The organism is Pseudomonas sp. JV241A, assembly GCF_900275665.1.
Taxonomy (GTDB): Bacteria; Pseudomonadota; Gammaproteobacteria; order Pseudomonadales; family Pseudomonadaceae; genus Aquipseudomonas; species Aquipseudomonas wadenswilerensis.
The window spans coordinates 20,623-43,333 of record NZ_OPYO01000018.1; the positions used below are offsets into that span (position 1 = coordinate 20,623).

The 22,711-nt window shown below is 64.6% G+C and carries 15 protein-coding genes; 2 read left to right on the plus strand and 13 right to left on the minus strand.

What is annotated here, in order from left to right:
* Positions 1-28: 28 nt before the first annotated feature.
* Genes JV241A_RS11335 through JV241A_RS11395 form a run of 13 tightly spaced genes read right to left on the minus strand, consistent with a single transcriptional unit; the run spans position 29 to position 15,274 of the window.
* Entirely contained in the window at positions 29-1,948 is a 1,920-nt protein-coding gene (locus JV241A_RS11335) for a hypothetical protein (protein ID WP_134062539.1), read from the minus strand.
* Entirely contained in the window at positions 1,945-3,249 is a 1,305-nt protein-coding gene (locus tag JV241A_RS11340) for an oligosaccharide flippase family protein (protein WP_115086513.1), read from the minus strand. The genes JV241A_RS11335 and JV241A_RS11340 overlap by 4 nt, the downstream gene beginning before the upstream one ends.
* Positions 3,246-4,256 carry a polysaccharide deacetylase family protein gene (locus JV241A_RS11345; RefSeq protein ID WP_134062541.1) on the minus strand — a complete coding sequence of 337 codons (1,011 nt, stop codon included), beginning with the start codon at positions 4,254-4,256 and terminating at the stop codon, positions 3,246-3,248. Before JV241A_RS11345 ends, JV241A_RS11340 begins: the two co-directional genes overlap by 4 nt.
* Before the next feature lie 9 nt (positions 4,257-4,265).
* A complete protein-coding gene (locus JV241A_RS11350; RefSeq protein ID WP_115086515.1) occupies positions 4,266-5,402 on the minus strand; it encodes a glycosyltransferase family 2 protein in 1,137 nt (378 codons plus the stop codon).
* Positions 5,395-6,360: a glycosyltransferase gene (locus JV241A_RS11355; RefSeq protein ID WP_115086516.1), complete on the minus strand. Its 966-nt coding sequence runs from the start codon at positions 6,358-6,360 to the stop codon at positions 5,395-5,397. The genes JV241A_RS11350 and JV241A_RS11355 overlap by 8 nt, the downstream gene beginning before the upstream one ends.
* Positions 6,357-7,727: an O-antigen ligase family protein gene (locus JV241A_RS11360; protein ID WP_134062543.1), complete on the minus strand. Its 1,371-nt coding sequence runs from the start codon at positions 7,725-7,727 to the stop codon at positions 6,357-6,359. The genes JV241A_RS11355 and JV241A_RS11360 overlap by 4 nt, the downstream gene beginning before the upstream one ends.
* Positions 7,724-8,812: a glycosyltransferase family 4 protein gene (locus tag JV241A_RS11365; RefSeq protein WP_115086518.1), complete on the minus strand. Its 1,089-nt coding sequence runs from the start codon at positions 8,810-8,812 to the stop codon at positions 7,724-7,726. The genes JV241A_RS11360 and JV241A_RS11365 overlap by 4 nt, the downstream gene beginning before the upstream one ends.
* On the minus strand, positions 8,809-10,398 hold the full coding sequence (locus tag JV241A_RS11370; RefSeq protein WP_134062545.1) for a lipopolysaccharide biosynthesis protein: 1,590 nt from the start codon (positions 10,396-10,398) through the stop codon (positions 8,809-8,811). The genes JV241A_RS11365 and JV241A_RS11370 overlap by 4 nt, the downstream gene beginning before the upstream one ends.
* A gap of 20 nt (positions 10,399-10,418) precedes the next feature.
* On the minus strand, positions 10,419-11,441 hold the full coding sequence (locus tag JV241A_RS11375) for a polysaccharide biosynthesis/export family protein (RefSeq protein ID WP_115086520.1): 1,023 nt from the start codon (positions 11,439-11,441) through the stop codon (positions 10,419-10,421).
* A 22-nt stretch (positions 11,442-11,463) separates the two neighbouring features.
* Positions 11,464-12,111, minus strand: coding sequence for a CpsD/CapB family tyrosine-protein kinase (locus JV241A_RS11380; RefSeq protein ID WP_115086521.1), 648 nt, complete (start codon positions 12,109-12,111; stop codon positions 11,464-11,466).
* A complete protein-coding gene (locus JV241A_RS11385; protein WP_115086522.1) occupies positions 12,112-12,858 on the minus strand; it encodes a sugar transferase in 747 nt (248 codons plus the stop codon).
* Positions 12,855-13,925 (minus strand): NAD-dependent epimerase, encoded by a 1,071-nt coding sequence (locus JV241A_RS11390; protein ID WP_134062547.1) that lies wholly within the window; start codon positions 13,923-13,925, stop codon positions 12,855-12,857. Before JV241A_RS11390 ends, JV241A_RS11385 begins: the two co-directional genes overlap by 4 nt.
* The gene (locus JV241A_RS11395; RefSeq protein ID WP_134062549.1) at positions 13,922-15,274 is read right to left on the minus strand and encodes a UDP-glucose/GDP-mannose dehydrogenase family protein; all 1,353 of its coding nucleotides are present in this window, start codon (positions 15,272-15,274) and stop codon (positions 13,922-13,924) included. The genes JV241A_RS11390 and JV241A_RS11395 overlap by 4 nt, the downstream gene beginning before the upstream one ends.
* 403 nt (positions 15,275-15,677) lie before the next feature.
* Here JV241A_RS11395 and JV241A_RS11400 point away from each other — a divergent pair, with 403 nt between their 5' ends.
* Both JV241A_RS11400 and JV241A_RS11405 read left to right on the plus strand, forming a co-directional pair.
* Positions 15,678-17,381: a sulfatase-like hydrolase/transferase gene (locus tag JV241A_RS11400; RefSeq protein WP_134062551.1), complete on the plus strand. Its 1,704-nt coding sequence runs from the start codon at positions 15,678-15,680 to the stop codon at positions 17,379-17,381.
* A gap of 83 nt (positions 17,382-17,464) precedes the next feature.
* Positions 17,465-22,666 (plus strand): DUF6543 domain-containing protein, encoded by a 5,202-nt coding sequence (locus JV241A_RS11405; protein WP_134062553.1) that lies wholly within the window; start codon positions 17,465-17,467, stop codon positions 22,664-22,666.
* The last annotated feature ends 45 nt before the right edge of the window (positions 22,667-22,711 follow it).

Here is a 22,711-nt window from a genome sequence, read left to right on the forward strand (position 1 = left end):
TCCTGTTTCCAGCAGGTGAGGTGCGCGCTCATGACGCGCTCCAGGTCAGGGCGAACAGGGTTTGCCCCGGCAATTGAAAGTGGATGCGGCCTTGCTCGCAGGCGAACGGCGCGCTGCGGGTCTTGTTGTCCGGGCCGAAGAAGCTCAGCGCGCCTTGCGGGCAGGCTTGCTCGGTGGCCAGGCTTACCTGCTGCAGGCGCTCGCCCTTGTTCACCCCCAGCAGGCTGCGCTGCTTGCCGCGGGCCATGGCCAGGGCGTCGACCTCGAAGGCGTCGTTGTCCAGGGCCAGCACCTGGTCGAGCCAGTGCTGCTGGATGAACTGCTGGGCCAGGCCCACCGGCTTGAGCTCAAAGCGGTTCTCGCCGAGCACCCGGACCATGCCTTTGGGCCACTCGGGTTCGTCGGCGACATGGAACCAGTTGAGCATGTCGAGCAGGCCGTCCTGGGAGGCGTTGATCACCACCGAGGTCCACCACAGGGCGGTGAAGTGGGTTTCCTGGTCGTAGGGGCTCAGGCTCGAACCGCTGGAAAGGTTGGTCTGGTCGAGCAGCAGGGCCTTGTTTGGCCGGCCCTGGGCGTTGAGGCCGACCAGGTTGGCCGCCTGGCGCACCGAATCGCGGTAGCTGCGGGTGGCCAGCAGGTCGCGGACCATCCATTCGTGCCAGGCCAGGGCGTCGATCTGGCTGCCATGCTCCTTGAGCAGGCGCCGCGCCCAGTCCAGGCCGATGCGTTTTTCGCTGCTGCCGTGCAACGGGCCGTTGACCAGCCGGGAGCTGGCCGGCATGGCGATGCGCACCCCGGCTTCGCGGGCGCCGGGGCTGCGTTGCACGCGCTCGGCCATGGCCTGGAAGTAGCGGCTGAAGCTTGGGTAGTCGCTGTAGTTGAGGTTGGGCTCGTCGGCGAAGGCCAGGTAGTGCAGGGTGCTGCCGCCCAGCTTGCGGGTGGTGTTCAGCCAGTCGTCGAGGCCGTCGTGGCTGGTGCGGTCGGCGGCCAGTACCGATTCGCGGCCGGTGCCGGCCAGCAGGGTGATGTCCTGTTTGATGGTGTAGCGTTGCTGGTAAAAGCTGCGGAATGCCGTTTCGTACCCCGGCTTGCGCGCGAGCAGGTCGGCAAAGCTGTAGTAGCCGGCGGCTTGCGGCTGCAATGCATCGAGCACGGCGTAGCTGGACGGCGGCGGCAGCACATAGGGCAGGTTGACGCCCAGGTCCGGGGTGCGGCCCAGCACCGTGTGGCCGAGGGTTAGCGCGACCTTGCCGTCGCTGTTGTGCAGCGGCCGCAGTTGCCCGGGCTGCTGGGCGAACAGGTTGGCGCTGCCGTCGAGCCAGAACGCCACCTTGCCGCGCCCTTGCAGTTGCAGGCGGAAGGTCTGCTCTTTACTCGACTGCGGTAGCGCCAGGCGATCGAACTGCCAGTAGGCGGGGTAGGGCTTGAGCGCCAGGCTCAGCTGTTGAGCATCGCCCAGGCGCTGCACCTGCAGGCCGCGCACGCCGCCGTGGTACTTGCCGGCCAGGCTGGCTTTCTCGCCCGCGGGCACTTTGAAGTACAGCTCGACGTTGGGCCCAACCTCGGCGCTGAAATGCACCTTGGCCGGGGCGAACAGGGCGCGGGTGCTGTCGGCGTGCTCGATGCGGTAACGCCGGAAGCTGTAGCCGGGGATTTCCAGTTGGTAGTCGCTGTTGCTCGCCGCCAGTGGCCACTGCACCCGGCCACGGGGTTCATCGGCCTTGATCGGGCGATCGGTCTGCAACTGGCCCTGGCCATTGAGCAGGAAGATGTGTTCGGGGTTGGCGTCGGCCTGCCAGGCCGGTTGCCAACTGACCGTCACGGTGTCGGCCTTGGCCGCCTGCAAGTACAGGCTGCCGTCGCGAATGTCGCCCCATTGCAAGGGCGCAGCCTGCAGCGTGGCACTGAGCACCAGGGTGGCGAACACCAGGCCGGCGCGTTTCATGCCGGCCGCCGTTGCAGCATCTGCCGCAGGGGCGCCAGGTCGCTGGGCAGTACCAGCAAGGTTTGCCAGAACGGCACGCCGCTAAGTTTGCAGTACAGCAGCAACATCGCCAGGGTCACCGCCAGGTAGGCAATGGACGAGGCCATGGCGGCGCCGACGATGCCGTAGACGGGAATCAGCAGCACGTTGAGCACCAGGTTCAATGCCGCACCCAGGCCCATCAGCAGCGATACCGTGCCGGGGCGGTTCTTGCCCAGCAGGTCGAGGCGCAGGATGCTCGCGTAGCACAGGCCGAACAGCCCGGGCAGCAAGGCCAGCAAGGCCGGGTAGGCCGGCTGGTATTCGGCGCCGAACAGGGTGACGATCAGCCACTCGCCGATCAGCGCCATGCTCAGGCAGGCGCCGAGCATCACCGTGGCGGTCAGGCGCAGGGCCAGCGGGGTCAGTTTGTCCATGCCGGCGTCCTGCTGCAGCAGGCGTTTCATCAAGGGCGTGGTCACCGCTTCGGGGACGATCAGCAACAGTTCGGCGGCAGCGCTGGCCATGGCGTAATGGCCCAGCGCCGCACTGCCGAGCATGGCGCTGATGAACAGGTAGTCCGAACGCAGGATCACTTGCTGGAACAACAGGTCCGGATGGCTCTTGGCACTGTAGGAGAGCAGCTCGCGCTGGCCGCTGCGGTCCCAGCACAGGCGGATTGCATGTTGCCGGCCGAGCCAGTACAGGCCCAGCAGCACCACCAGGCTCAGGCCCAGCAGCCAGCTGATCAGCGCCGCTTCCAGCGCCGCGTTCTGCCACATCCAGAACATCCCGACAAACAGCAGCAGCGGCACCAGCGACTCGGTCAGGCGCAAGGCGTTGAAGGCGCCAACGCCGCCGGTGGCGTTGTGCAGGGTCAGCAGGCCGCTTTTGAGCACCGTCAGCGGCACCGCCAGCAGCAACAGCCAGGCCAGCAGGCCGAGCTGGGTGGTCACTTCAAGTTCGTTGCCGAACGCCCGGGCCAGGGCCACGCAGATCAGGGTCAGGGCGCCGGCCACCAGGCAGCCGTAGATCAGCACCTGGCTCAGTAGCAGGCCCATGCTGCGCTGCTTGGCCGCCTGGTAACCGACGGCTGTATTGAGGCCGCCGCTGGTGGCGGCGCTGATCAGGTCGGGCAGGGTGCTGAGCAGGGCGAACAGGCCACGCTCGCTAGGGCCGAGAATGCGCGCCAGCAGCACGTTGCGCATCAGCCGCAGGGCGATCATCGCCAGGCGCGTGCCCATGCTCAGCAGCAGGTGGCGAACATAGTGGCTGCGGCTCATGGGCGGCCCCCGCGGCTGATGCGCCAGGCCAGCAAGGAAGGCCGGCTGGCGGTGCGCTGGCTGACGCTGATGCGCGGCAGGGCCAGGGGGTCGTCATGGCCCTGGCAGATCCCGGCGCGGGTGCTCAGGGCAAACGGGTACCGGTGCGCGGCCAGGCGTTCGCGCACCCGCGCATCGTGGTCGCCATTGGGGTAGCAGTACACCGGCAGCGGTTGTTTGCAGCCTTGTTGCAGGGCGTAGTGGCTGCGGCTCAGTTCTTCTTCCAGGCGCTGGTCGTCCAGGCCAGGCAGCAGTGCGTGGCTGGCGCCGTGGGGGCCGAAGCTGATCAAGCCGGAATTCTCCAGGTGACGCACCTGGTTCCAGTCCAGGGCCTGGGGCAGGGATTCGGCCGGGCAGGCATCGGTGAGGTGATGCAGGGCCATGGGGCTCAGGGTTTTCAGGCTTTGCAGGTATTTGCCCAGGGCCTGGCTGCGGGCATGGGACCGATCGCTCATGAAGTAGGCGGCCGGCAGCGGCCGGCCGATCTTGCGCAATTGCTCGATCAACGCCCGGCGCGATGTTTCGCCGTGGCTGCCCCAGAGGGTTTCGCCCAGGCTTTCCCACCAGAAGCGCTGGCGGCTGCCGATGTAGTCGGTGGACAAAAAGATGCTCGCCGGCACCTGGTATTGCTGCAGCAGCGGGAAGGCATTGAGGGCATTGTCGCGCCAGCCGTCGTCGAAGGTCAGGGCGACCTTGGGCCGGCCGCCGTTGCGCGGCTGCTCGTGGGTTTTCAGCAGGTCCATCAGGTGCACGCAGTCAAAGTAGCGTTGCAGCCAGCGCAGCAAACGCTCGAAGGCCTGGGGGCCGACGCACAGTTCGTTGCGATGGGGCAGGGCGGCGCTGCTGTCGTCGGCCAGCACCCGGTGCAACATGAGGATTACGCCGGCGCCGCGCAACTGGCTGCGACCCTTGGGCGAGTTGAGGTAAAACCAACCGCTGGCACGCTTGATACTGGTTTTTATCGGCATGTCAGGTGCTCATCGAGTCTGGTCGGGGTTCCATTGGTTGTAGCTGTGCCCGCGCAAGAACTGCCACAGGCCGACGCTCATGCCGGCCAGGGTCACCAGCACGAAGGCCGCCAGGCGAAACGGTTTGGGCAGGCGTTGGCGCACATCCAGCAGGCCGGCGATGGCAATGGCATAGCCAAGCAGTTGCGCGGCCAGGGTCAGTTGGTAAAAGCCGTGGCCATCGAACAACCACAGGTTGGCCAGCAGCAAGGGCAGCAACAGCACCGGCGCCAGGCGGCGGATCAGCTTGTGGCTGATCAGGGCAATGGCGTACAAGCCATGGCGCAGCGGGTTGAGCAGTTCGCGGCGGGCGGCCAGGCTGATCAGGCCGCCGACGGTGACCCGCTGGCGACGGCTGAACTGGCGGTCGGCTTCGTCCACGCCCTGGTCGAGGACCTGGGCCTCGTCGACATACACCACGCGCTTGCCGGCGACCGGCGCACAGGTATTGATATAGAAGTCGTCGTTGACCCGCGCCGGGATCGGCTGGTACAGCTCGCGGCGCACGGCCTGCAGGGCGCCGTCGGCGGACACCGTGCAACCGGTGCGGCTTTCCACCCGTCGCAGCCAGGCTTCGTAGTGGCGGTACAGGCTTTCGCCCAGGCTCAGGCCCTTGCCGGCCACCGGGATGATCATCTTGCCGACCGTGCCGCCGACCTGCGGGTCGGCAAAAGGCGCCAGCAACGCCGCCAGGGTGCCGTCGATCCAGTGCACATCGGCATCGGTGAACACCACGATGTCGCCCGTGCACTGGGTGACGGCGACGTTGAGCACGCTGTTCTTGCCCATCCGCGGCAGGTCCAGGACCCGAATGCGCGGGTCGTCGAAGCTGCGCGCCAGGGCCACGGTGCGGTCGCTGGAGCCATCGCTGGCGACGACGATCTGCAGGCTTTCAGCGTGATAATCCTGGGCCAGCAGGTTGCGCAGCTTGTTGTCGATGTTGCGTTCCTCGTTGTGCGCGGCCACCACCACGCTAACCCGTTGCGGTGGCAGCGCTGCCGGTGTGTGGCGCGGGAACAACGGCCCCAGCACGGTGAGCAGCAAGGGGTAGCCTAGCCAGGCATAAAACGGCAGCAACAGGCACAACCAAAAAATGAATTCAGCCACGGGCGGGCCTCCTTGCGCTCCAGTTGAACAGGCTGAGCACGAAGGCCGCGCCGGCCAGGTGCAGGCGGATCCAGTGCAGGCCCCAGAGCTGCAGGGCGAACAGCAGATCACGGTGTTTCAGGCTCTGGCGCAGGCTCAGCACCAGCGCCGGGACACTGGTGACGAACAGCATGAACAGCGCCACGTGCGGGTAACCATCGAGCAGCGCCAACAAGGCCAGGGCATCGAGCAACCAGGCAGCCAGTGACAACAGCGGGAAGCGCAGCAGGCGCAGGCTCAAGCCATTGCAGCGCAGCAGTTGCAGGTTACTGCCCTGGCGCCACAGCTCCTTGCCCAGCCACTCGCTCCAGCTGCCCTCGAAACCCCAGTGCAGCACCACCGGGTCGCGCAGGGCCAGCAGGCGTGCGCCGGCCTTGTTCAGGTGCCAGGTAAAGTCCTTGTCTTCGCCGGTGCGCAGGGTTTCGCTAAAGCCGCCGACCTGGTCGAACCAGTGGCGCTGCATCAGCAGGTTGGGGGTCGGCAGCCATTGCATGCGGTGCAGCGCCGGCAAGCCTGCGCGCAGGGTGCGCCGTTGCCAGGCGCGGGCGAACCAGGGCGCCAGGCGCGGGGTGTCGCAGTCCAGGGCAAACACATCGCCACGGCCTTCGGCATGCAGGTCGAGTAGCAGGCTCAGCCAGTGCTCCGGCACTTCGATATCGGCATCGAGGAACGCCAGCCACTCACCGCTGCTGGCCTGCACGCCACGGTTGCGCAGGGCGCCGATGGTCAGCCCCGGCAGGCTCAGCACCTGGGCACCGAGGCTGCGGGCGATCTGCGGGCCGTCATCGCTGGAGCCGTTGTCGACCACCACCAACTCGCATTCGAGGCCGGCATCGGCGGCGGCTTGCATGGCCGACTGCAGGGTCCGGGCAATGTGCCGCGCCTCGTTGAACATCGGCACCACGACGCTGACTTTCATGCCTTCACCTGCGCCAGTTGTGCCTGTTCAGCCTTCAGGCGCAGCACGCTGGACAGCGCCAGCAGGATCCACAGGTATTTGTGGTTGGGCGCACTGAGGAACATCAGGAACAGGCTGATGGCGAGCATGCTCATGCACAGGTGCGTCAATAGATCCGCCTGGGCGTGATCACCCTGGCGCAGCCACAGGCGCCGGGCGTACCAGACGTTGTACAGCGCCATCAGCACCAGGCCGACGAAGAGGATGCCGGCCGGTATGCCGACTTCGCTGAAAATCTCCAGGTAGGTGTTGTGTGCCCGGCGGTACAGGTCGCCAACCTTGCGGTTGGCCGAGAAGGCCTTGGCATAACCGGTGGTGGCGTAGTGCAGGGGGAAGGTACCCGGGCCGGTGCCCAGCACTGGATGCTCGCGGATCATCTTGCTGCCGACCACGATGTAGGAGGAGCGCCGACCCAGGGAGTCATCCTTGAAGGCATTGACCCCGGACTTGAGCAGTGCCAGCGACTGGATGCGCGCCACGTAGCTTTCCGGCATCAGCGCCACCAGGGTCGGCAGCAGGATCGCCAGGCCGAGCATGGCAAAGCCCAGGTGCCGCGGGCGCAGGTGGGCGACCTGGGTGCGGTAGTGCACCAGGACAATCCCCAGGCTGATCAACAGCACCACCAGGCCGGAGCGCGAGTTGGTCTTGGTCATGCCCGCCAGCAGGAGGATGCAGCAGGCGATCCAGAACAGCTTGTGCAGCCGTCGGGGGCTGTTGAACACCAGCCACAGGGCCATCGGTACGGCAATGGCGATGAGCATGGCGAATAGGTTGGGGTCTTCCAAAAGGCCGGCGGCGCGGCCTTCGTCCTGGTACTTGGCCGAGACCATGGCCATGATGCAGGTCAGGCCGACGCTTAAGGTCACCAGCCGGTACATCATCGGCAGGTTGAGGTCGCGGCCGATCAGCAGGGTGATGCCGAACAGCAGCAGGCCCACCGCCAGTTCACGAAAATGCCCCAGGGACATCTCGCTGCTGTCGCTGGCCCACAAACTCAGCAGGTACAGCGCCAGAAAACCCAGCAACAGCCGCCACATGGGGCTGCGCAGGCGCTCGGCGGGCAGTTGCTTGACTGCCAGTTGCAGCACCAGCACCAGGGCCAGGGCCGCGCCGATCAGTTTGGTGGCGGTCAGTTGGCTGTCCTTGAACAGGCCTTCCAGCGGTACCAGGGTGATGATCGCCAGCAGGCCCCAGGCCGGGCGTTTGTACAGCGCCAGCAAACCGGCCAGGCCGATGACCGCGCCGGGGGCGAGGAACGGGTAGGGGCTGGCCAGCAGCGCCAGGCAGGCAATGGCCAGCAGGCCGATCAGCGACAGGGGGATGATCATGCGCAGGTCTCCTTGGCTGCGCCCAGGTACACTCGGGCCCAGCGTTGCGCCAGCGTCGGCAGGTGATAACGTTCGCGTTGGGTGCGCCGCGCCTGGGCGATCAGCTCGCCGGCCTGGGCCGGGTCGAGCATCAGCGCCTCAAGCTGCGCCGCCAGCTCTTGCACCGCCAGGGGCCGGGCCAGCAGGCCGCTATGCCCGTGTTCGATCACATCGGGGATACCACCGACGCCAAAGGCCACCACCGGCACGCCATCCTGCATGGCTTCGAGCAGGATCATCGGCGTGCCTTCGGTGCGCGAGCTGATCACCAGGGTATCCAGGCGCGCCATCCACTGGCGCATGTCGGCCTGAAACCCCGGCAGGCGGATGCGCTGGCTCAACTCCGCGGCGTCGATGCGCGCTTGCAGCGCGTCGCGCTCCGGGCCGTCGCCGAGCATCACCGCATCGAGCTGCGGGTGGCGCTGGCACAGCGGGATCAGGGTATCGAGAAACAGGTCCGGGCCTTTTTCACTGCTCAATCGCCCGACATAACCGGCCAGCCAGCGGCCATCGCCATGATTGCGCGCGGGCAGGGCGTCGGCCTCGGGCAAGCCGTTGGGGATGACCTGCAGCTTGGCTTCGGCAACCCCGGCCTGGCGATGGATGCGCTTGATGCTCTCGGCCACGCAGACCACCCGTTCGATGGTGGCGGTGCGGCACAGTTGCAGGCTGATCCAGGTGTACAGGCGCTGTTTGCGGCTGGTGGGGGTAAAACCATGCTGGGTGGCGACCATCGGCAGGCGCCACAACCTGGCGCCCAGCCAGCCGAACAGCAGGCCCTTGAAGTTGTGGCTGTTGATCAGCGGCTGCTGATCGTGACGCTGGCGCAGTACGCTGAGCAGCTCGCCCACCCCGTCGCAGGTCTGGCAGGCCACGCCGGCGGCGCGAAAACGCGCCACCAGTTGCTCCGGGGCCCCGAGAAACAGCACTTGGTGCTGCCCCGGGGTGGCCTGGCAGTGGTCCAGCAGCATCCGCTCGGCGCCGTAGAAACCACCACTGCTGAGCAGGTGCAGGATCGGCCGTGGCGGGGTCAGGGCTGCGTTCAATTGCGCACCCAGTGCACCAGCCGCGGCAGCGACCAGCCTTTGTAGGGGTTGGGGGTTTCCGGTGTCTGGTCGTTGATCACCAGCAGTACCGGCAGGTCCAGTTGATGGCTGATTTGCGCCGGGTGCTTGAAGCGCCGGTCAAAGAACTCTTTGACGTACACCAGGGCAATCGCCAGCAGCAGGCCGGTGAGCATGCCGAACGGTACGATCAGCAGCGGCTTGGGAAACGCCGCCTCGGCAGGCTCGTACGGGGCGCTGAGGATCCGCGCGTTGGACAGACCGTCCAGCAGGTCGGCACCGCGCGATTCTTCGTAGCGCTGGGTGTAGGTGAAGTAGGCCTTGTGCAGGGCGTCGATCTCGGTGTCGAGCTGGCGCGCCTTGCTCTGGGTCTCTTGCAACTGGTGCACGCGGCCTTTGAAGTCAGCAATGCGCGCGGTCTTCTGGGCGATCACGTTCTGCACCACGGCCAGGTCTTTTTCGCGCTCCTTGATGCGGTTGGCGACGATCTTGAGGAACTGCTGGCGGGTCTTGGCGATCTGCTCGCGTTGCAGCAGCATCTGCTCGCTGCCGGGCTGGAACACCGCCAGGTCGCTGACGTAGGTCAGCACCAGGGTGGTCAGCTGTTCACCGAGCTGCTTGATCTCGCGGTCTTCGAAGGCCACGTTGTCGACCGTGGTGGTGAAGGTGTAGGGGAAGGCGAAATCGCGCATGTTGGCGTTGTTGGCCGCGGCCAGGCTGGTTTTCAGGTACTCCAGCCACTGCTGGCTTTGCAGCAGGCGGTCGCGGTACAGGTTCAGCGCCTGTTCTTCGGTGTTGATGGCGTTGAGACGGAAGGTGATCTCTTCTTTGGGGTCCGAGGAGCCGATCTTTTCGAGCATCCCCAGGCGCTTGCCTTCGAGGTCATCCATGCGCACCTGGTACTGCAGTTTCTTCTGCTCGTAGAACTGCTCGGGCAGCTCGTTGGACTGCAGGTTCTGGCGGTTGCGCAGGTAGTTGTCGAGCAGGCGGCTGACGAACAGCGTACCGAGTTTCGGCTCGGGGAAGCTGTAGGTCACCGAGACCACGTTGGAGCCCGGCAGGGTCTCGATCTTCAGGTCCTTGATGGCGTCATCGGTGAGGGCATCGAGCTGGGTGTCGCGCACCGGGTCGACTTCCAGGCCGAACCGCGCCCGCAACGGGTTGATCACGTGCTCGCGCAGCGGGTTGATCACCGCCGTGCGCAGCGGGTCGAACACCACACGCTGCATCAGGCTTGGCGGCACCTCGTACTTGCCCTCGTCGCGCAGCTGGCTGATGGTTTCGCGGATCAGGGTCGGCGAGCGCAGGATGTTGCTCTCGGTTTCCATGTCGGCCAGCGACGGCGGGATGAACTTGTCGGTCTCCTGGGCCAGGGCGGTGTTGGTATCGCTCTGGGACAGTTTCTTCGACTGCACGATCACTTCCGCAGTGATATCGAAGCTCTGTTTGAGCACCAGGGGCAACAGCAAGGCGATCACTGCGAACACCAGGAAGACTCGTTTCACCAATTGGCGGTTGGCGAAGAAGATCCTGAAGAATTCATGCAGGTAGTTTTCTTTTGTATTCATGCTCGGATACCCGCCTGGGATTAGTTGTTGTCGCTGTCTTTGTTGTCAACGCGATAACCGAAGCTGAAGCCCACTCCCTGGAACAGCACCACGTCAGCCAGTTGCCGGGCCAGGTCGCCGGCGCTGGCGAGCTTGGTCTTGGGCACGTAAAGCATGTCGTCCGGCTGCAGATAAGCCACTTGCGCCGCGCTGGCATCCAGGGCCTTGTCGACGTTGTACGGCACGGCCTGCACCTGGTTGCCGTTGCGGCGCATGATCACCACCGAATCGAGCCGGGCCTTGACGTTCGGGCCACGGGCCAGGGTCAGGGCTTCGAGCACCGATACCGGGCGGCGGATCGGGTAGGCGCCGGGCTGGCCGACTTCACCCAGCACGTAGATCTCGTTGACCGCAGTGGACTTGAGCATCACGTCCACGGTCATCCGCCCGGGCAGGTCGGCGTAGCGTTTGTTCAGGTAGGTCTGCAGTTGCGTGACGGTCATGCCCTGCAGCGGTACCGAGCCGATTTCCGGAAAGCTGGCCTGGCCGTCGCTGCCCACGGTGATCTCGCGGCTCATGCCGGTGGCCGGGTGGTTGAGGGCGCTCTTGAGGTTCTGCTCGTTGGTCAGCGGGCTGATCACCTGCACGGTGACGTTGTCACGCCCCGGCTGGAACAGGCGTTTGTTGCGGTACGCCTGCTGGATGGTGCGCCGGGCTTCATCCGGGGTTTGCCCGGCGATGTTCACCGAGGTGTTGGCCCGTGGCAGCTCGATGGTGCCGTCGGGCAGCACCAGCTGGTTGCCGTTGAGCGAACTGGCGGCGGGGAAGGCCAGGCCGACGGTGTCGCCGGACTGGATGCGGTACGACGCCGATCCGCTGGTGCTGATGTGGAAGATCACATCGAGCACGTCCTGCGGGCGCAGCACCTGCTCGCTGCGCGGCAACTCGGCATCCTGGGCGTTGGCCGGGGCGGCGGTCATGATCTGTACCGGCATCTGCCGGGTGTCCTGATTGGCGCAGCCGGCCAGGGTCAGCAGGCACAGCGCGAACGTCGTGTATTTCATGTGAGGCTCCTGGGCTGCTGGCCTAAAGGTTGTTGTACAGCCACTTGGGCATGTAGTACTTGCGCCGGTTGAACACGCTGCCGATCAGCCTGGCGCCGGCCTGGGTCAGGCGCTGGGCGGCGGCCTGGGCCACTTCCCACCGGGTTTCCTCGGCGCACACCACCAGCACCACGCCATCGACCAGGGTGCCGATGATCAGGCTGTCGGCGCTGGCGTACACCGCCTCGCCGTCGACCACCACAAAGCGGTAGTGCTCGCCCATGTGCTTGAGCAGCACGCGCAGCAGGTCGGGGTTCAGGCGCTCCTTGCCGCGCTTGTAGGTGCCGGCCGGCAGCACGTCGAACGGCTGGTCGGACAGGCGCACGATGCAGTCCTGCATCAACGGCGGGGTGTCCTGGTTGAACATCAGGTCGTTGAAACCGCGCAGTTTGTGCAGGCTCAACTGCTGGCTGAGGTTGTTGTTGCTGGGGCTGCTGTCGACCAGCAATACCGGGCCGCCGCTCATCAACGCCAACTGGCTGGCAAAGGCCAGGGCGCTGGTGCTGGTACCGCTGCCGGTGTTGGCGGCGGTTAGCAGCAGGATGCGCTGGTCTTCATCGAGCACCGTGGAGGTCAGGTTGGTTTCGCTCGGGGTGGCGATCGTCAGACTTCTAGAAGTAGAACCGTCCATTCAACTTGCTCCGTGGCCGCTGAAGACTTTGAAAGGAGTCTTGAAGAGGATCTTCAGATCCAGCATCAAGCTCTGTTCGTTGATGTAGCTCAGGTCCAGTTCGACTCGCTGGTCGAAGTCTATGTCGCTGCGTCCGGAGATCTGCCACAGGCCGGTCATGCCGGGGTGGATGCTCAGGCGGGCGAGGTGGTTGTCTTTGTAGCGATAGGCGTTGAACGAGGTGGGGCGGGGGCCGACCAGGCGCATGTCACCGCGCACCACGTTGAACAGGTTGGGTAACTCGTCCAGGCTGCTGCGCCGCAGCCAGCGGCCGATCGGGGTGACGCGCGGGTCCTTGTCGATCTTGAAATCGATGGCATCGGCGCCGTGCTTGTTCAGGTGGCGCACCGAATCCTTCAAGGCTTCGGCGTTGGCGACCATGGTGCGGAACTTGTACATGCCAAAGGTGCGGCCGCGGTAGCCGGTGCGCTTTTGCACGAAGAACACCGGGCCGGGGCTGCTGAGCTTGACCAGTACGGCCAGTGGCACCAGCAGCGGCGAAATCAGCACCAGGATGCACAGGGCGCCGAAACAGGCCAGCACCCGGTTGGTCCGCGACAGGGTCCAGGGACGCCCGCCAGCGCGGCCGGTCAGCCAGCCACGGCCTTGCATGTGAATGGCCGCGTCGATGCGTTGGCGATGCGCAGGGTCCATGCGCTTGTCTTGGTACAGTGCCTGCAGTTGCGCACTTTTAGGTTGTCCTGTCATACCGCCCTCCGTTGATGCTCGGGCGCCTGCCCGTTATCGCGTTTGGCGTCCTTGCCAGTGTGCGAGTAGTACTGATGAAACCAGGCAATAAAGCGCCCGAGCCCTTCATCCAGCGAAACCTGGGGGGTGAAGCCGGTGATCCGTTCCAGGGCGCTGCCATCGGCACAGGTGGCTAGCACATCGCCCGGTTGCAGCGGCAGCAGTTCGATGGCTGCCTTGCGCTGCAGGTGTTTTTCCAGCAGCGCGACGTAGTCGGTGAGCTCCACCGGGCGCTGGCCGCCGATGTTGAACAAGCGCCACGGTGCATGGCTGCTGGCCGCGTCCGGTTGATCGCGGTCCCAGCCCGGGTTGGCCTGTGGCGCCAGGGGAATCAGGCGCACCAGGCTTTCGACGATGTCGTCGATGTAGGTGAAGTCGCGCTGGTGCTGGCCATAGTTGAACAGCTGGATCGGCCGGCCCTCGGCAATCGCCCGGGCAAACTGGATCGGCGACATGTCCGGACGGCCCCAGGGGCCGTACACGGTAAAGAAACGCAAGCCGCTGGCGGGAATGCCGAACAGGTGGCTGTAGCTGTGGGCCATGGCCTCGTTGGCCTTTTTGGTCGCGGCGTACAGCGACAACGGATGGTCGACGGCATCCTCGACCCGGTACGGGGTGTGCTGGTTGGCGCCGTACACCGAGCTCGACGAGGCATACAGCAGGTGCTGCACGGGATGGCGGCGGCAGCCTTCGAGAATGTTGAGAAAGCCGCAGAGGTTGCTGTCGATATAGGCCCGCGGGTTCTCCAGCGAGTAGCGCACCCCGGCTTGCGCGGCCAGGTGAATCACCACGTCGGGTTGCTCGCTGGCGAACAGTTCGGCCATGCCGGCGGCATCGTTGAGGTCCAGGCGGTACAGGGTCAACGGACCCGCTTCGGCTTCGACCCAGCGCACCCGTGCTTCTTTGAGCGCCGGGTCGTAGTAGTCGTTGAAGTTGTCCAGGCCGATCACCTGATGGCCGTCGCGCAACAGTCGCAGGCTGCAATGAGCGCCAATGAAACCGGCAGCGCCGGTGACCAGGATCTTCATGGCGCCGGCACCTCCGGCTGGACCTGGCGCAGGCCGATGCCAATGTAGCTCAGGCCGAAGGTGGCGACCTGATCGGGGTTGTACAGGTTGCGCCCGTCGATGATCAGGCGGCTGCGCAGCTTCTTGGCCAGCAGGGCGAAGTCGACCACGCGAAAGGTCTTCCACTCGGTGCAGATCACCAGGGCATCGGCGTCTTCCAGGGTGTCGTCGCGGGTGGCGCACAGTTGCAGGTCTTTGCGGTAGCCGTAGAGGCGCCGGCATTCGGACATCGCCTCCGGATCGAAGGCGCACACGGTGGCGCCTTCGGCCCACAGCGCTTCCATCAGGTAGCGGCTGGGCGCTTCGCGCATGTCGTCGGTGTTGGGCTTGAAGGCCAGGCCCCAGACGGCAATCGACTTGCCCGCCAGGCTGCCGGGGAAGCGTTGCTTGAGCTTGGCGAAGAGGATCTGCCGTTGCGCGTCGTTGACCTCGCTGACACTTTGCAGCAAGCGCAGCGGCATGCCGCTATGCTCGGCAGTGTGCAGCAGGGCGCGCAGGTCCTTGGGAAAGCACGAACCGCCAAAGCCGCAACCCGGGTAGATAAAGTGATAGCCGATGCGCGGGTCGGAGCCGATGCCCTTGCGCACGGCTTCGATGTCGGCGCCCAGGTGCTCGGTGAGGTTGGCCAGCTCGTTCATGAAGCTGATGCGCGTGGCGAGCATGGCGTTGGCCGCGTACTTGGTCAGCTCGGCGCTGCGGTTGTCCATGAACATGAGCTTTTCATGATTGCGGCAGAAGGGCGCGTAGAGCTCGGCAAGCTGGTCATGGGCCTGGTTGTCGGCGGTGCCGACGATGATCCGGTCCGGGCGCATGCAATCGGCCAACGCGCTGCCTTCTTTAAGGAACTCGGGGTTGGACACCACCCGTACCTTCAGCGCACCTTTGCCCAGGCGCTCCAGTTCGTCGCGGGCCAGGGCGGCGACCTTGTCGGCGGTACCGACCGGCACGGTGGACTTGATGATCAGGGTGCGGTCGGCGTCCATCAGCCCGGCGATCTGCCGGGTCACCCCCAGGACATGGGAGAGGTCGGCCGAGCCGTCTTCGTCCGGCGGCGTGCCGACGGCAATGAAGATCAGTTCGGCGTGGTTGACGGCGTCACTGGCCTGGGTACTGAACAGCAGGCGGCCTTCCTTGATGTTTTCTTCGAGCATGCTCGAAAGGCCGGGTTCGCTGATTGGCGGTACGCCCTGACGCAGTTGACTGATCTTGTGCGCATCAATATCGATGCACAGAACCCGGTGTCCTACGTCTGCGAGGGCTGCAGCTTGTACAAGACCGACATAGCCGGTGCCAAATACGCTCACGTCCATGTCGGCGTGCCTCGTATGGAGTAATGAGGATGAAACAGTGGTGTGATTTCGGTATAGCCCACCCGTAGGAAGTCGTGTCAATGAAATGGCATGTTTCGTCTGATTTACACAGGCTAAGTTTTAGGCTTTTTGCCATCAAGCCGTTCTAAATCCGTGAGTTAGCTTGAGTAAGCACTGGCCAATTGCCGCATAGCAAAACGATGAACGGTCGCAGCCCCCGGTAAACAAGGGCTTAACGGATATCACTGTTTCACGAATGCAACGTTTTCGCATTTTTGAACTGTCAGAATTGGCGCTGCCAAGTTGAGTCATAAAATTGACGTTGTTCCGGTTTGCGCTTTGTCGGGGCACTGCTAACGTGTCAGTGTCCGGGGCAGTTGCAAGCGTTGCTGGCGAGGGAGAGATGCACAGATATTTCAAGGAACTGCTGCTCGCGCTGTACCTGCTGAGCAACTACCCGTACTACATCGAGCGCTTTCAGGCCATCGGCCTGAGCCCGGCGTTGCTGTTGTATGTCGGTGTACTGGTGCTGCTGGTGCTGGCCTTGCTGCTGTGCGCCAACATCCGCCAGGCCTGGCTGCGCTGGGGCCTGGCCCTGGTGTTCAGCGCCAGCGCGGTGTTTTTCGATGCCTACACGCGCATTACCGCCGACTACCTGACCTACAGCGGCTTTATCTCGATGGTGTATTCCGGTGGTTTTGTCGGTGAAGCCATCGAGCAGTACCACAGCGTGATCCTGCAGGTGCTGGGCAGGTCGTTGCTGTTGCTGCTGGGCCTGGGGCTCGCACCACGGCACAGCGTGCCAGGGCCCAGGGCACTGCCGTGGGCCGCGCCGCTGCTGGGCATCGCCTTGCTCACCGCGATCCTGTTCGTGCGCGCCGGCGAGGGGGCCCGCGGCCTGCCGATCATGTACACGCCACTGGCCTACGCCAACCTGATGCTCTACGAATCGCTGCACGACAGCGTTGGCCCGCGCGAACCGGTGACCCTGGCCCGCAGCGGCCCGGCCCTGGCCCGCGACATCGTGCTGATCATCGACGAAAGCGTCTCGGGCAATTACCTGGACCTGAACACCGCCCATGGCGTACGCAGCCAGCTCAACCAGGCGCGCCCCGGGGTCAGTATCTTCAACTATGGCTACGCCGCCTCGATTGCCAATTGCAGCTCCGACACCAACGTCACCCTGCGCTATGGCGGCACCCGTGACGACTACCTGCGCATCAACTCGACCCTGCCGTCGATCTGGCAATACGCCAAGGTCGCAGGGCTTGGCACCGTATACATCGATGCCCAGCGCACGGGCGGCAACCTGCAGAACCTGATGAATGCGGCGGAAAAACGCGACATCGACCAGTTCATCCAGTTCGACAGCACCCCGGTGCGCGACCGCGACATGGCCGCAGCGGCCAAGCTCACTGAACTGTTGGGCGATGAAAAGGCGCAGCTGATCGTGATCAACAAGGTTGGCGTGCATTTCCCCGTGCACGACAAGTACCCGGACGACTTCATGACCTACCGCCCGGCCTTGCCGCGCGGGCAGTACACCGACATCACCGATACCGGCCGGCGCGATGGGTTTTCCGGTCAGCCCGAAGACTGGGTGCTGTACCGCAATTCGTACATGAACAGCCTGTTGTGGAATGTCGGCGAGTTCTTCAATCGCCTGTTCGCCCAAGCTGATCTTAGCCAGGCGGTACTCATCTACACCTCCGACCACGGCCAGGACCTGCACGAACGCGGCAACCCCGGCCTGAATACGCACTGCGACAGCAACCCGGTGGAAGAGGAGGGCCTGGTGCCGCTGGTGGTGATTCAGGGCCAGGGTTTGCACACCCTCGATTGGCAGGCGCACCTGGCGGCCAACAAAGACCGCTCCAGCCACTACAACATCTTCCCGACCCTGTTGCAGCTGCTTGGTTACGACCCGGCCGGGATCGCCGCGGTGTACGGGCGTTCGCTGGCGGTGCCAACGGAGGACCCGTTCAGCTTCAACACCCGCTTCAATGCGCGGCTGGGGGCGAAGCCGGTGTTCAAGCATATCGACCTGAGCGAGGTGGTCACGCCGGGCGAGGCGCAGGCACAGATGCCGATCGGCAAGGCGGACTAACAACGCAGTCGGTAGTTATGTAGCGCCAAAAGCCTGGGCATCGGCGCTTATCTGTAGGTTCATTCACCTGCAGGTACACGACCATGCTCGACACTCCCGAAATCTCCCCCGAAGTTTTTCATCACCAACGCCTGGCCGCCGCTTTGCGGCCCAGGCTCCAGCACCTGACATCCGCCGACCTGCGTGGGCTGTTGCACAGTCAGCGGGCCATTTACCTCGACCCAACCGGCCAGCCGCTGGCCTGGTTCAGTACCAGCAGCGAACCCTTGCGTGAGGCTTTGCTCGCGGCGGTCAACCGGCAACAGGCGACCCGGCGGTCGCTGGCCACGCGCTTGGCCGGCCTGATCAGTATCAGTGATTTTGCCGAGCCCTTGCTGACCCGGGTCTTACATGAGCAGTACGGTTTGCAAGTGGATGTCAAGCGCGCCTTGTTGCACCGCTGGGCCAGTGAGTTCGAAGGGCCCAGCCAGACCATTGGCGGGCACCGGGTCAGAAAGGGGCCGGAGCATCGTGCCAGTCTGCTCGAAGCCGCTTTGCAGAATTTCGAGGAGAAAGAGGACTTTCACTTCAGCTTCATCAGTCATTTCGGCAATCCGATCGAGAAGCTTGACCTGCAGCCCGCTGAATTCGCCCGCCTGAGCCGCCAGCTCGATCTTGGCCAGGCCTACCAGAGCCACCTGCAGCAGGTGTTCGACAGCCCGGCCACAGCACAATTGCTGCGCGAGGACATGATCAACGTTATCCGCTGCGATTTTCAGGTGACTTTGCACCGGGCGCGAATGACCAGCGACATCAGTGAGTCGAGCTATCAGATGCTCCAGGAACTGATGGTGCGGGGCAACGCCAGGCTCGATGGTAAAGCGGTTGTCTGCCGGCGAATTTCGCTGCTCGATTGCGAGCTGGGCGATGCCTTGTTGATCGGTCCCTCGACCACCGCCAGCGCGAGCACCGAGCGTTGTGTGGTGTGGCTGGCCGGGGCGCCAGCGCAGCCGCTCAAGGACTACTCTTCGGTCAGCGCCTTTGCCAACGGCTTGGTGGCACAGCTCAAATCAACAGATTTTTTAGCGGCGATGACGGCCAAAGTACCCCAAGGACTCAAGGGCTTTTTTGCCCGGCGCGTGGACCGTGCGCTGTACGTCGCGCCGGCCACCGCCGAGGGCGCCATGCGTGAAACGGTGGCGCGGCCGCGCCTGGACATCGTCGAGCGTGAGATCAACGGGCCGTTATGGGCGACCTTGCAAGACCTACAGGTGCGTCGCCTGAAAGCCAATGCGCGGGTACTCGCCGTACCGACCGGCGATGAGGATTACCACACGCGCATTCGCCGTCTGGAGACCTGGTTGCAAATTGCAGTGGACACCCTCAACAGTGCCGCCTTCGTGGTGCCTGGGATCAATGAAGTCATGCTGGCGGTGGCTGGCGCGCAGATCATGGACAGCCTGTTTCATGGCGTGCATGCCTGGGAGCAGGGCGAGACCGCCGAGGCGGTGCAACAACTGGTCTCGGTGGGCCTCAACCTGGGCGTGTTTGCCGGCCTGGGCGCTGTCGGTGCAGTTTTGCACCGTTCGGGCTTTGTCGACAGCCTGACCTCCGTGGAATTACCCAATGGCGACTCACGGCTGTGGAAGCCCGACCTGAACGGTTATGCCAGCGACATCACCATCCCCACCACTGTCGAGGCCAATGCACTGGGCCAGTACTTGCATGCGGGTCGCTACTTCCTGCGACTTGACGAACACTGGTATGAGCAGCGCCAAGCCGACAGCGGGCAGTGGCGCCTGGTGCACCCGACTGACCCGGCGGCCTATGAGCCTGTGCTCAGCCACAACGGCCAGGGCGCCTGGCAGTATCAGGGTGAGCAACCGCTGCACTGGCCACGCGGCCAGTTGCTCAGGCGCATCGGTGCACTGGCCGACGGCCTGGATGACGCACAGCTCGAGCAGGCGCTGCACATCAGTGGCGTCGAGGAACAGGCGCTGCGCAGTGTCCACGTTCACCAGTTGCCAATACCTGCGCTGCTGGCCGATACCCTGCAGCGCATGCAGTTCGAACGGCGCATCACCCGGCTGATCAGCGATGTGCGCGCCGGCCTGGCGCCGCAGTCCGGCATGACCTACCCGGTAGCCTTGCTGGTCGAGCTACCGAACTGGCCCGCCAACCGGGTGCTGGAGGTGTTCAAGGGGGCTGAGCTCTGGGGCGCTTCATCCACCTACGGCCTGGAGCGCTGGCCGCAAGGGCGCCCGATCAAGCTGCTGGCCCACGAGATCCGTCAAGGCCAATTGCCGGAGAAAGTCCTGGCGGCGCTCAGCGAGGACGAAATCATTCCGCTGCTGGGCAGCAGCGTGGCAACCGCTGATCGCCTGCAGGCCTTGCGCGAGGCCGTGGCCAAGCAAGTGCACAAACGCCGCGGCGCTATCTTCGACAGCTTGCGGCAAGGTACAGCAGGGCCGTCTTCAGCGGGGGTTGCGCTGCTGCTCAGGGACTTCCCCACGCTGCCCGATAGCATCGCCCGGGAGATCGAAAGCCAGGCCAGCCTGACTGAACATGCCCAGCTCAATCAGGCCGGGGCCCGCCTACCGTTGCGCCTGGCCGAAGAGGCGCGCCTGTATCAGCAACAAGTGCGCCTGAGCCGTGCCCTGGAAGGGCTGCAGTGGTCGGCCCCGCACAACCCGGACAGCCAGCGCCTGGCCCTGGGCCTGCTGGAATCGGTGCCGGGCTGGACGGGTGAGGTGCGTATCGAGCTGCGTGAGGAGGTCGCTAGCGGTCGCCTGCTGGCCCGTGTCGGCCGCGCCGATGGCGAGCTCAAGATCCTGGTCGCCAGCGCCGAGCGCTATCGTGCCTATGATGGCCTGGGTAACGAGTTGTTCAGTGGTGAGGATTACGCTGCCGCCATCCTCAGGGCCTTACCGGACGCCGAGCGCCGGGCATTGAGGATCGAAGTTTTTGATGTCGGGCAGTTGCGCATGAGGCTGCAGCAACTGGCGATCGACGATCGTGCCCGGGCCTCGCGCCTGCTCGGCCAGCAACCGCGTAAACCCTGGCACCGCGCACCGCTGCGCCTGGCAGACGGGCGCGGCGGTTATACCCTGGGCGGTGCCTCCAGTACCTTGCGGCCGGAAACCCACCGACGCCTGGGCGTGCTGTACCCGGAGTTGAACCGGGAGCAGATCACCCGCCTGGTCGCTGAGTTGCGCAAGAGTGGCCGCGACCTGGCCGAGCGTGTCGAGGGGCTGGAGATGGAGTACCGCCAGCTGCAGCTCAAGCTCGACTACTGGCAGCGGTCGGGTCCCGACAGCCCGACCCGGCGCCTGGCGGTTTCCCGGCTGAAACGGGCCTGGCAACGGGGAGGGGGCTCGGAAAGCCACAGGCTTGAACTCAAGGAACTGGATATCACCGGTTTGCCAACGCTTGACGTTCAGTTCCCGCACATCACCGAACTTAACCTGCGCGGCGTGGCCGGGCCTACTGGTGTGCATGGCGGTGAAATTCCGGCACATCTGTTCAGCAGCTTTCCGAAGTTGAAGGCCCTGGGCCTGGTGGGTAACCACTTACCGGAGATTCCGCTGTCGATCAGGCACTGTGGAGAACTGGAAGAACTGGCCCTGGGCCACAACAGGCTGCAGGTCACAGACACCATGTTCCAGCCGCTCCAGGCCCTGCCCAGGCTACAGATTCTGAGCCTGGCCAGCAATCAACTGGGGCAATTGCCCGATGCCGCAATCGACGCGCTGTCGGGGCTGCCTAAGTTGACGTATCTGGACCTGAGCAGCAACAGCCTGGTGCTTGAGGCCCGCCACCTGGAGCAGTTGGCCAACCTTCGCCTGGGCAATCTGAACCTGGCGGACAACCGGATTACCCTTGATGAAGCCGGGGCGGCGGTGTTTCAGCGCTTTATTTACCTGCGCAACCTGAACCTGAGCGTAAACCCGCTGATGCGTGCCCCCGACCTGGTTATCATGCCCTGGCTGCAAAACGTCGACCTGAGCTTCTGCCAGCTGCGCGAATGGCCAGGCGGGCTTACCGGGCTGATGAATCAACACCAGTTTCAACTGCGTTCGATCAACCTGGCCGACAACCAGATTGAACAGCTACCGCAACTGGCGCAAACCCGCTTCGGCCAGACCCTGCGCCACATAGGGCCGCGTGGTAATCTGGCGCTGCGCCTGACCAACAACCCGCTCAATGCCCAGGGCATCTTGCGCCTGCATGCGCTGGGCCTTACCCATGTGTTCTATGGTGACGCTGCGGTCAACCGGCTGTGGCTCGAAGGCGCCAGCGAGGCGCGACAGGGTTTGTGGCAGGACCTGTTCGACAGTGAGCGTAACCGCCCACTGTTCATTGCCCTGAGCACCCTGGAGCGCTCGCAAGCCGCGCAGATCGACGCCGCGCACCTGACCCGCCGGGTGTGGAACTTGCTCGAACTGGCAGCGCAGGATGAAGTGCTGCGCAACGAGCTCAATGACATTGCGGGCAGTTTTCCCGACACCTGCGGCGATGCCGGGGCCGATGTGTTTGCCGCGCTGGAGGTCGAGGTCATGGCCAACCGTCTTGCCGGGCAGGCGCTGGATGACCAGGGGCGCAGCGGTGAGTTGCTGGGGCTTTACCAGCGGCTGTATCGGCGCCATGAAGTGGAGCGAATTGCCGACCGCATCTCCAGTTTGCGCCAACTGCGCAAAAATGCGCTGGACAGCGGCGAGGCATTGCCAGCCCTGGATCCGCTGGACGACATCAGCGACGCCGACCTGGGGTTCACGGTCGACGACATTGAAGTTCGCCTGGCATTGCGCCGTACCCTGGCGACCCGCCTGGACTTTCCCGAGCCTTCGGCCGGAATGCTCTATCGCCAACTGGCCTATGTCAGCGATAGCCTGGCCAGCCGGGTCGAGCGAGAAGTGCGCAGCCTCGACAGTGCCGCCAACCGTCAGCAATGGATGCTCGAGCAGCCGGGCTGGGCAAGGTTTCTCAAGCAACGCTTCAAGCCGCAGTTCGATGCTTTGACCGATCACTGGTATCAGGGTGCGGAGTATGCCGAGCATTGCCTCGACCCGAGCAACCCAGCCGTACCGATGCTCGATGCCAGCCTGATCAGCTTCCTGCATGGGCAGGCCGCTGACGTGGCGTTCATCGAGGCCGGGATCAGCGCCCTCAGCCATGATGAAGCGGGTGCCTTGCGCCGGCAGGTGTTCAATGATCACCAGTACACGGTGTTCCTCAACGTGCTGGCCAGGGGGCAGGCAGCCGCCGAACGCGCACTGTTGTTGCAGCTCACGCGCCAGTCTGGTTGATGCACTACTTATCTAGCACCGTCGCGACTGACGGTGCTGGTCTCC

Coding starts and splice junctions, on each gene's coding strand:
- JV241A_RS11335 (WP_134062539.1), bottom strand. CDS start 1,948: ATGAAACGCGCCGGCCTGGTGTTCGCCACCCTGGTGCTCAGTGCCACG.
- JV241A_RS11355 (WP_115086516.1), bottom strand. CDS start 6,360: ATGAAAGTCAGCGTCGTGGTGCCGATGTTCAACGAGGCGCGGCACATT.
- JV241A_RS11370 (WP_134062545.1), bottom strand. CDS start 10,398: ATGAATACAAAAGAAAACTACCTGCATGAATTCTTCAGGATCTTCTTC.
- JV241A_RS11360 (WP_134062543.1), bottom strand. CDS start 7,727: ATGATCATCCCCCTGTCGCTGATCGGCCTGCTGGCCATTGCCTGCCTG.
- JV241A_RS11385 (WP_115086522.1), bottom strand. CDS start 12,858: ATGACAGGACAACCTAAAAGTGCGCAACTGCAGGCACTGTACCAAGAC.
- JV241A_RS11405 (WP_134062553.1), top strand. CDS start 17,465: ATGCTCGACACTCCCGAAATCTCCCCCGAAGTTTTTCATCACCAACGC.
- JV241A_RS11375 (WP_115086520.1), bottom strand. CDS start 11,441: ATGAAATACACGACGTTCGCGCTGTGCCTGCTGACCCTGGCCGGCTGC.
- JV241A_RS11400 (WP_134062551.1), top strand. CDS start 15,678: ATGCACAGATATTTCAAGGAACTGCTGCTCGCGCTGTACCTGCTGAGC.
- JV241A_RS11390 (WP_134062547.1), bottom strand. CDS start 13,925: ATGAAGATCCTGGTCACCGGCGCTGCCGGTTTCATTGGCGCTCATTGC.
- JV241A_RS11340 (WP_115086513.1), bottom strand. CDS start 3,249: ATGAGCCGCAGCCACTATGTTCGCCACCTGCTGCTGAGCATGGGCACG.
- JV241A_RS11380 (WP_115086521.1), bottom strand. CDS start 12,111: ATGGACGGTTCTACTTCTAGAAGTCTGACGATCGCCACCCCGAGCGAA.
- JV241A_RS11395 (WP_134062549.1), bottom strand. CDS start 15,274: ATGGACGTGAGCGTATTTGGCACCGGCTATGTCGGTCTTGTACAAGCT.
- JV241A_RS11345 (WP_134062541.1), bottom strand. CDS start 4,256: ATGCCGATAAAAACCAGTATCAAGCGTGCCAGCGGTTGGTTTTACCTC.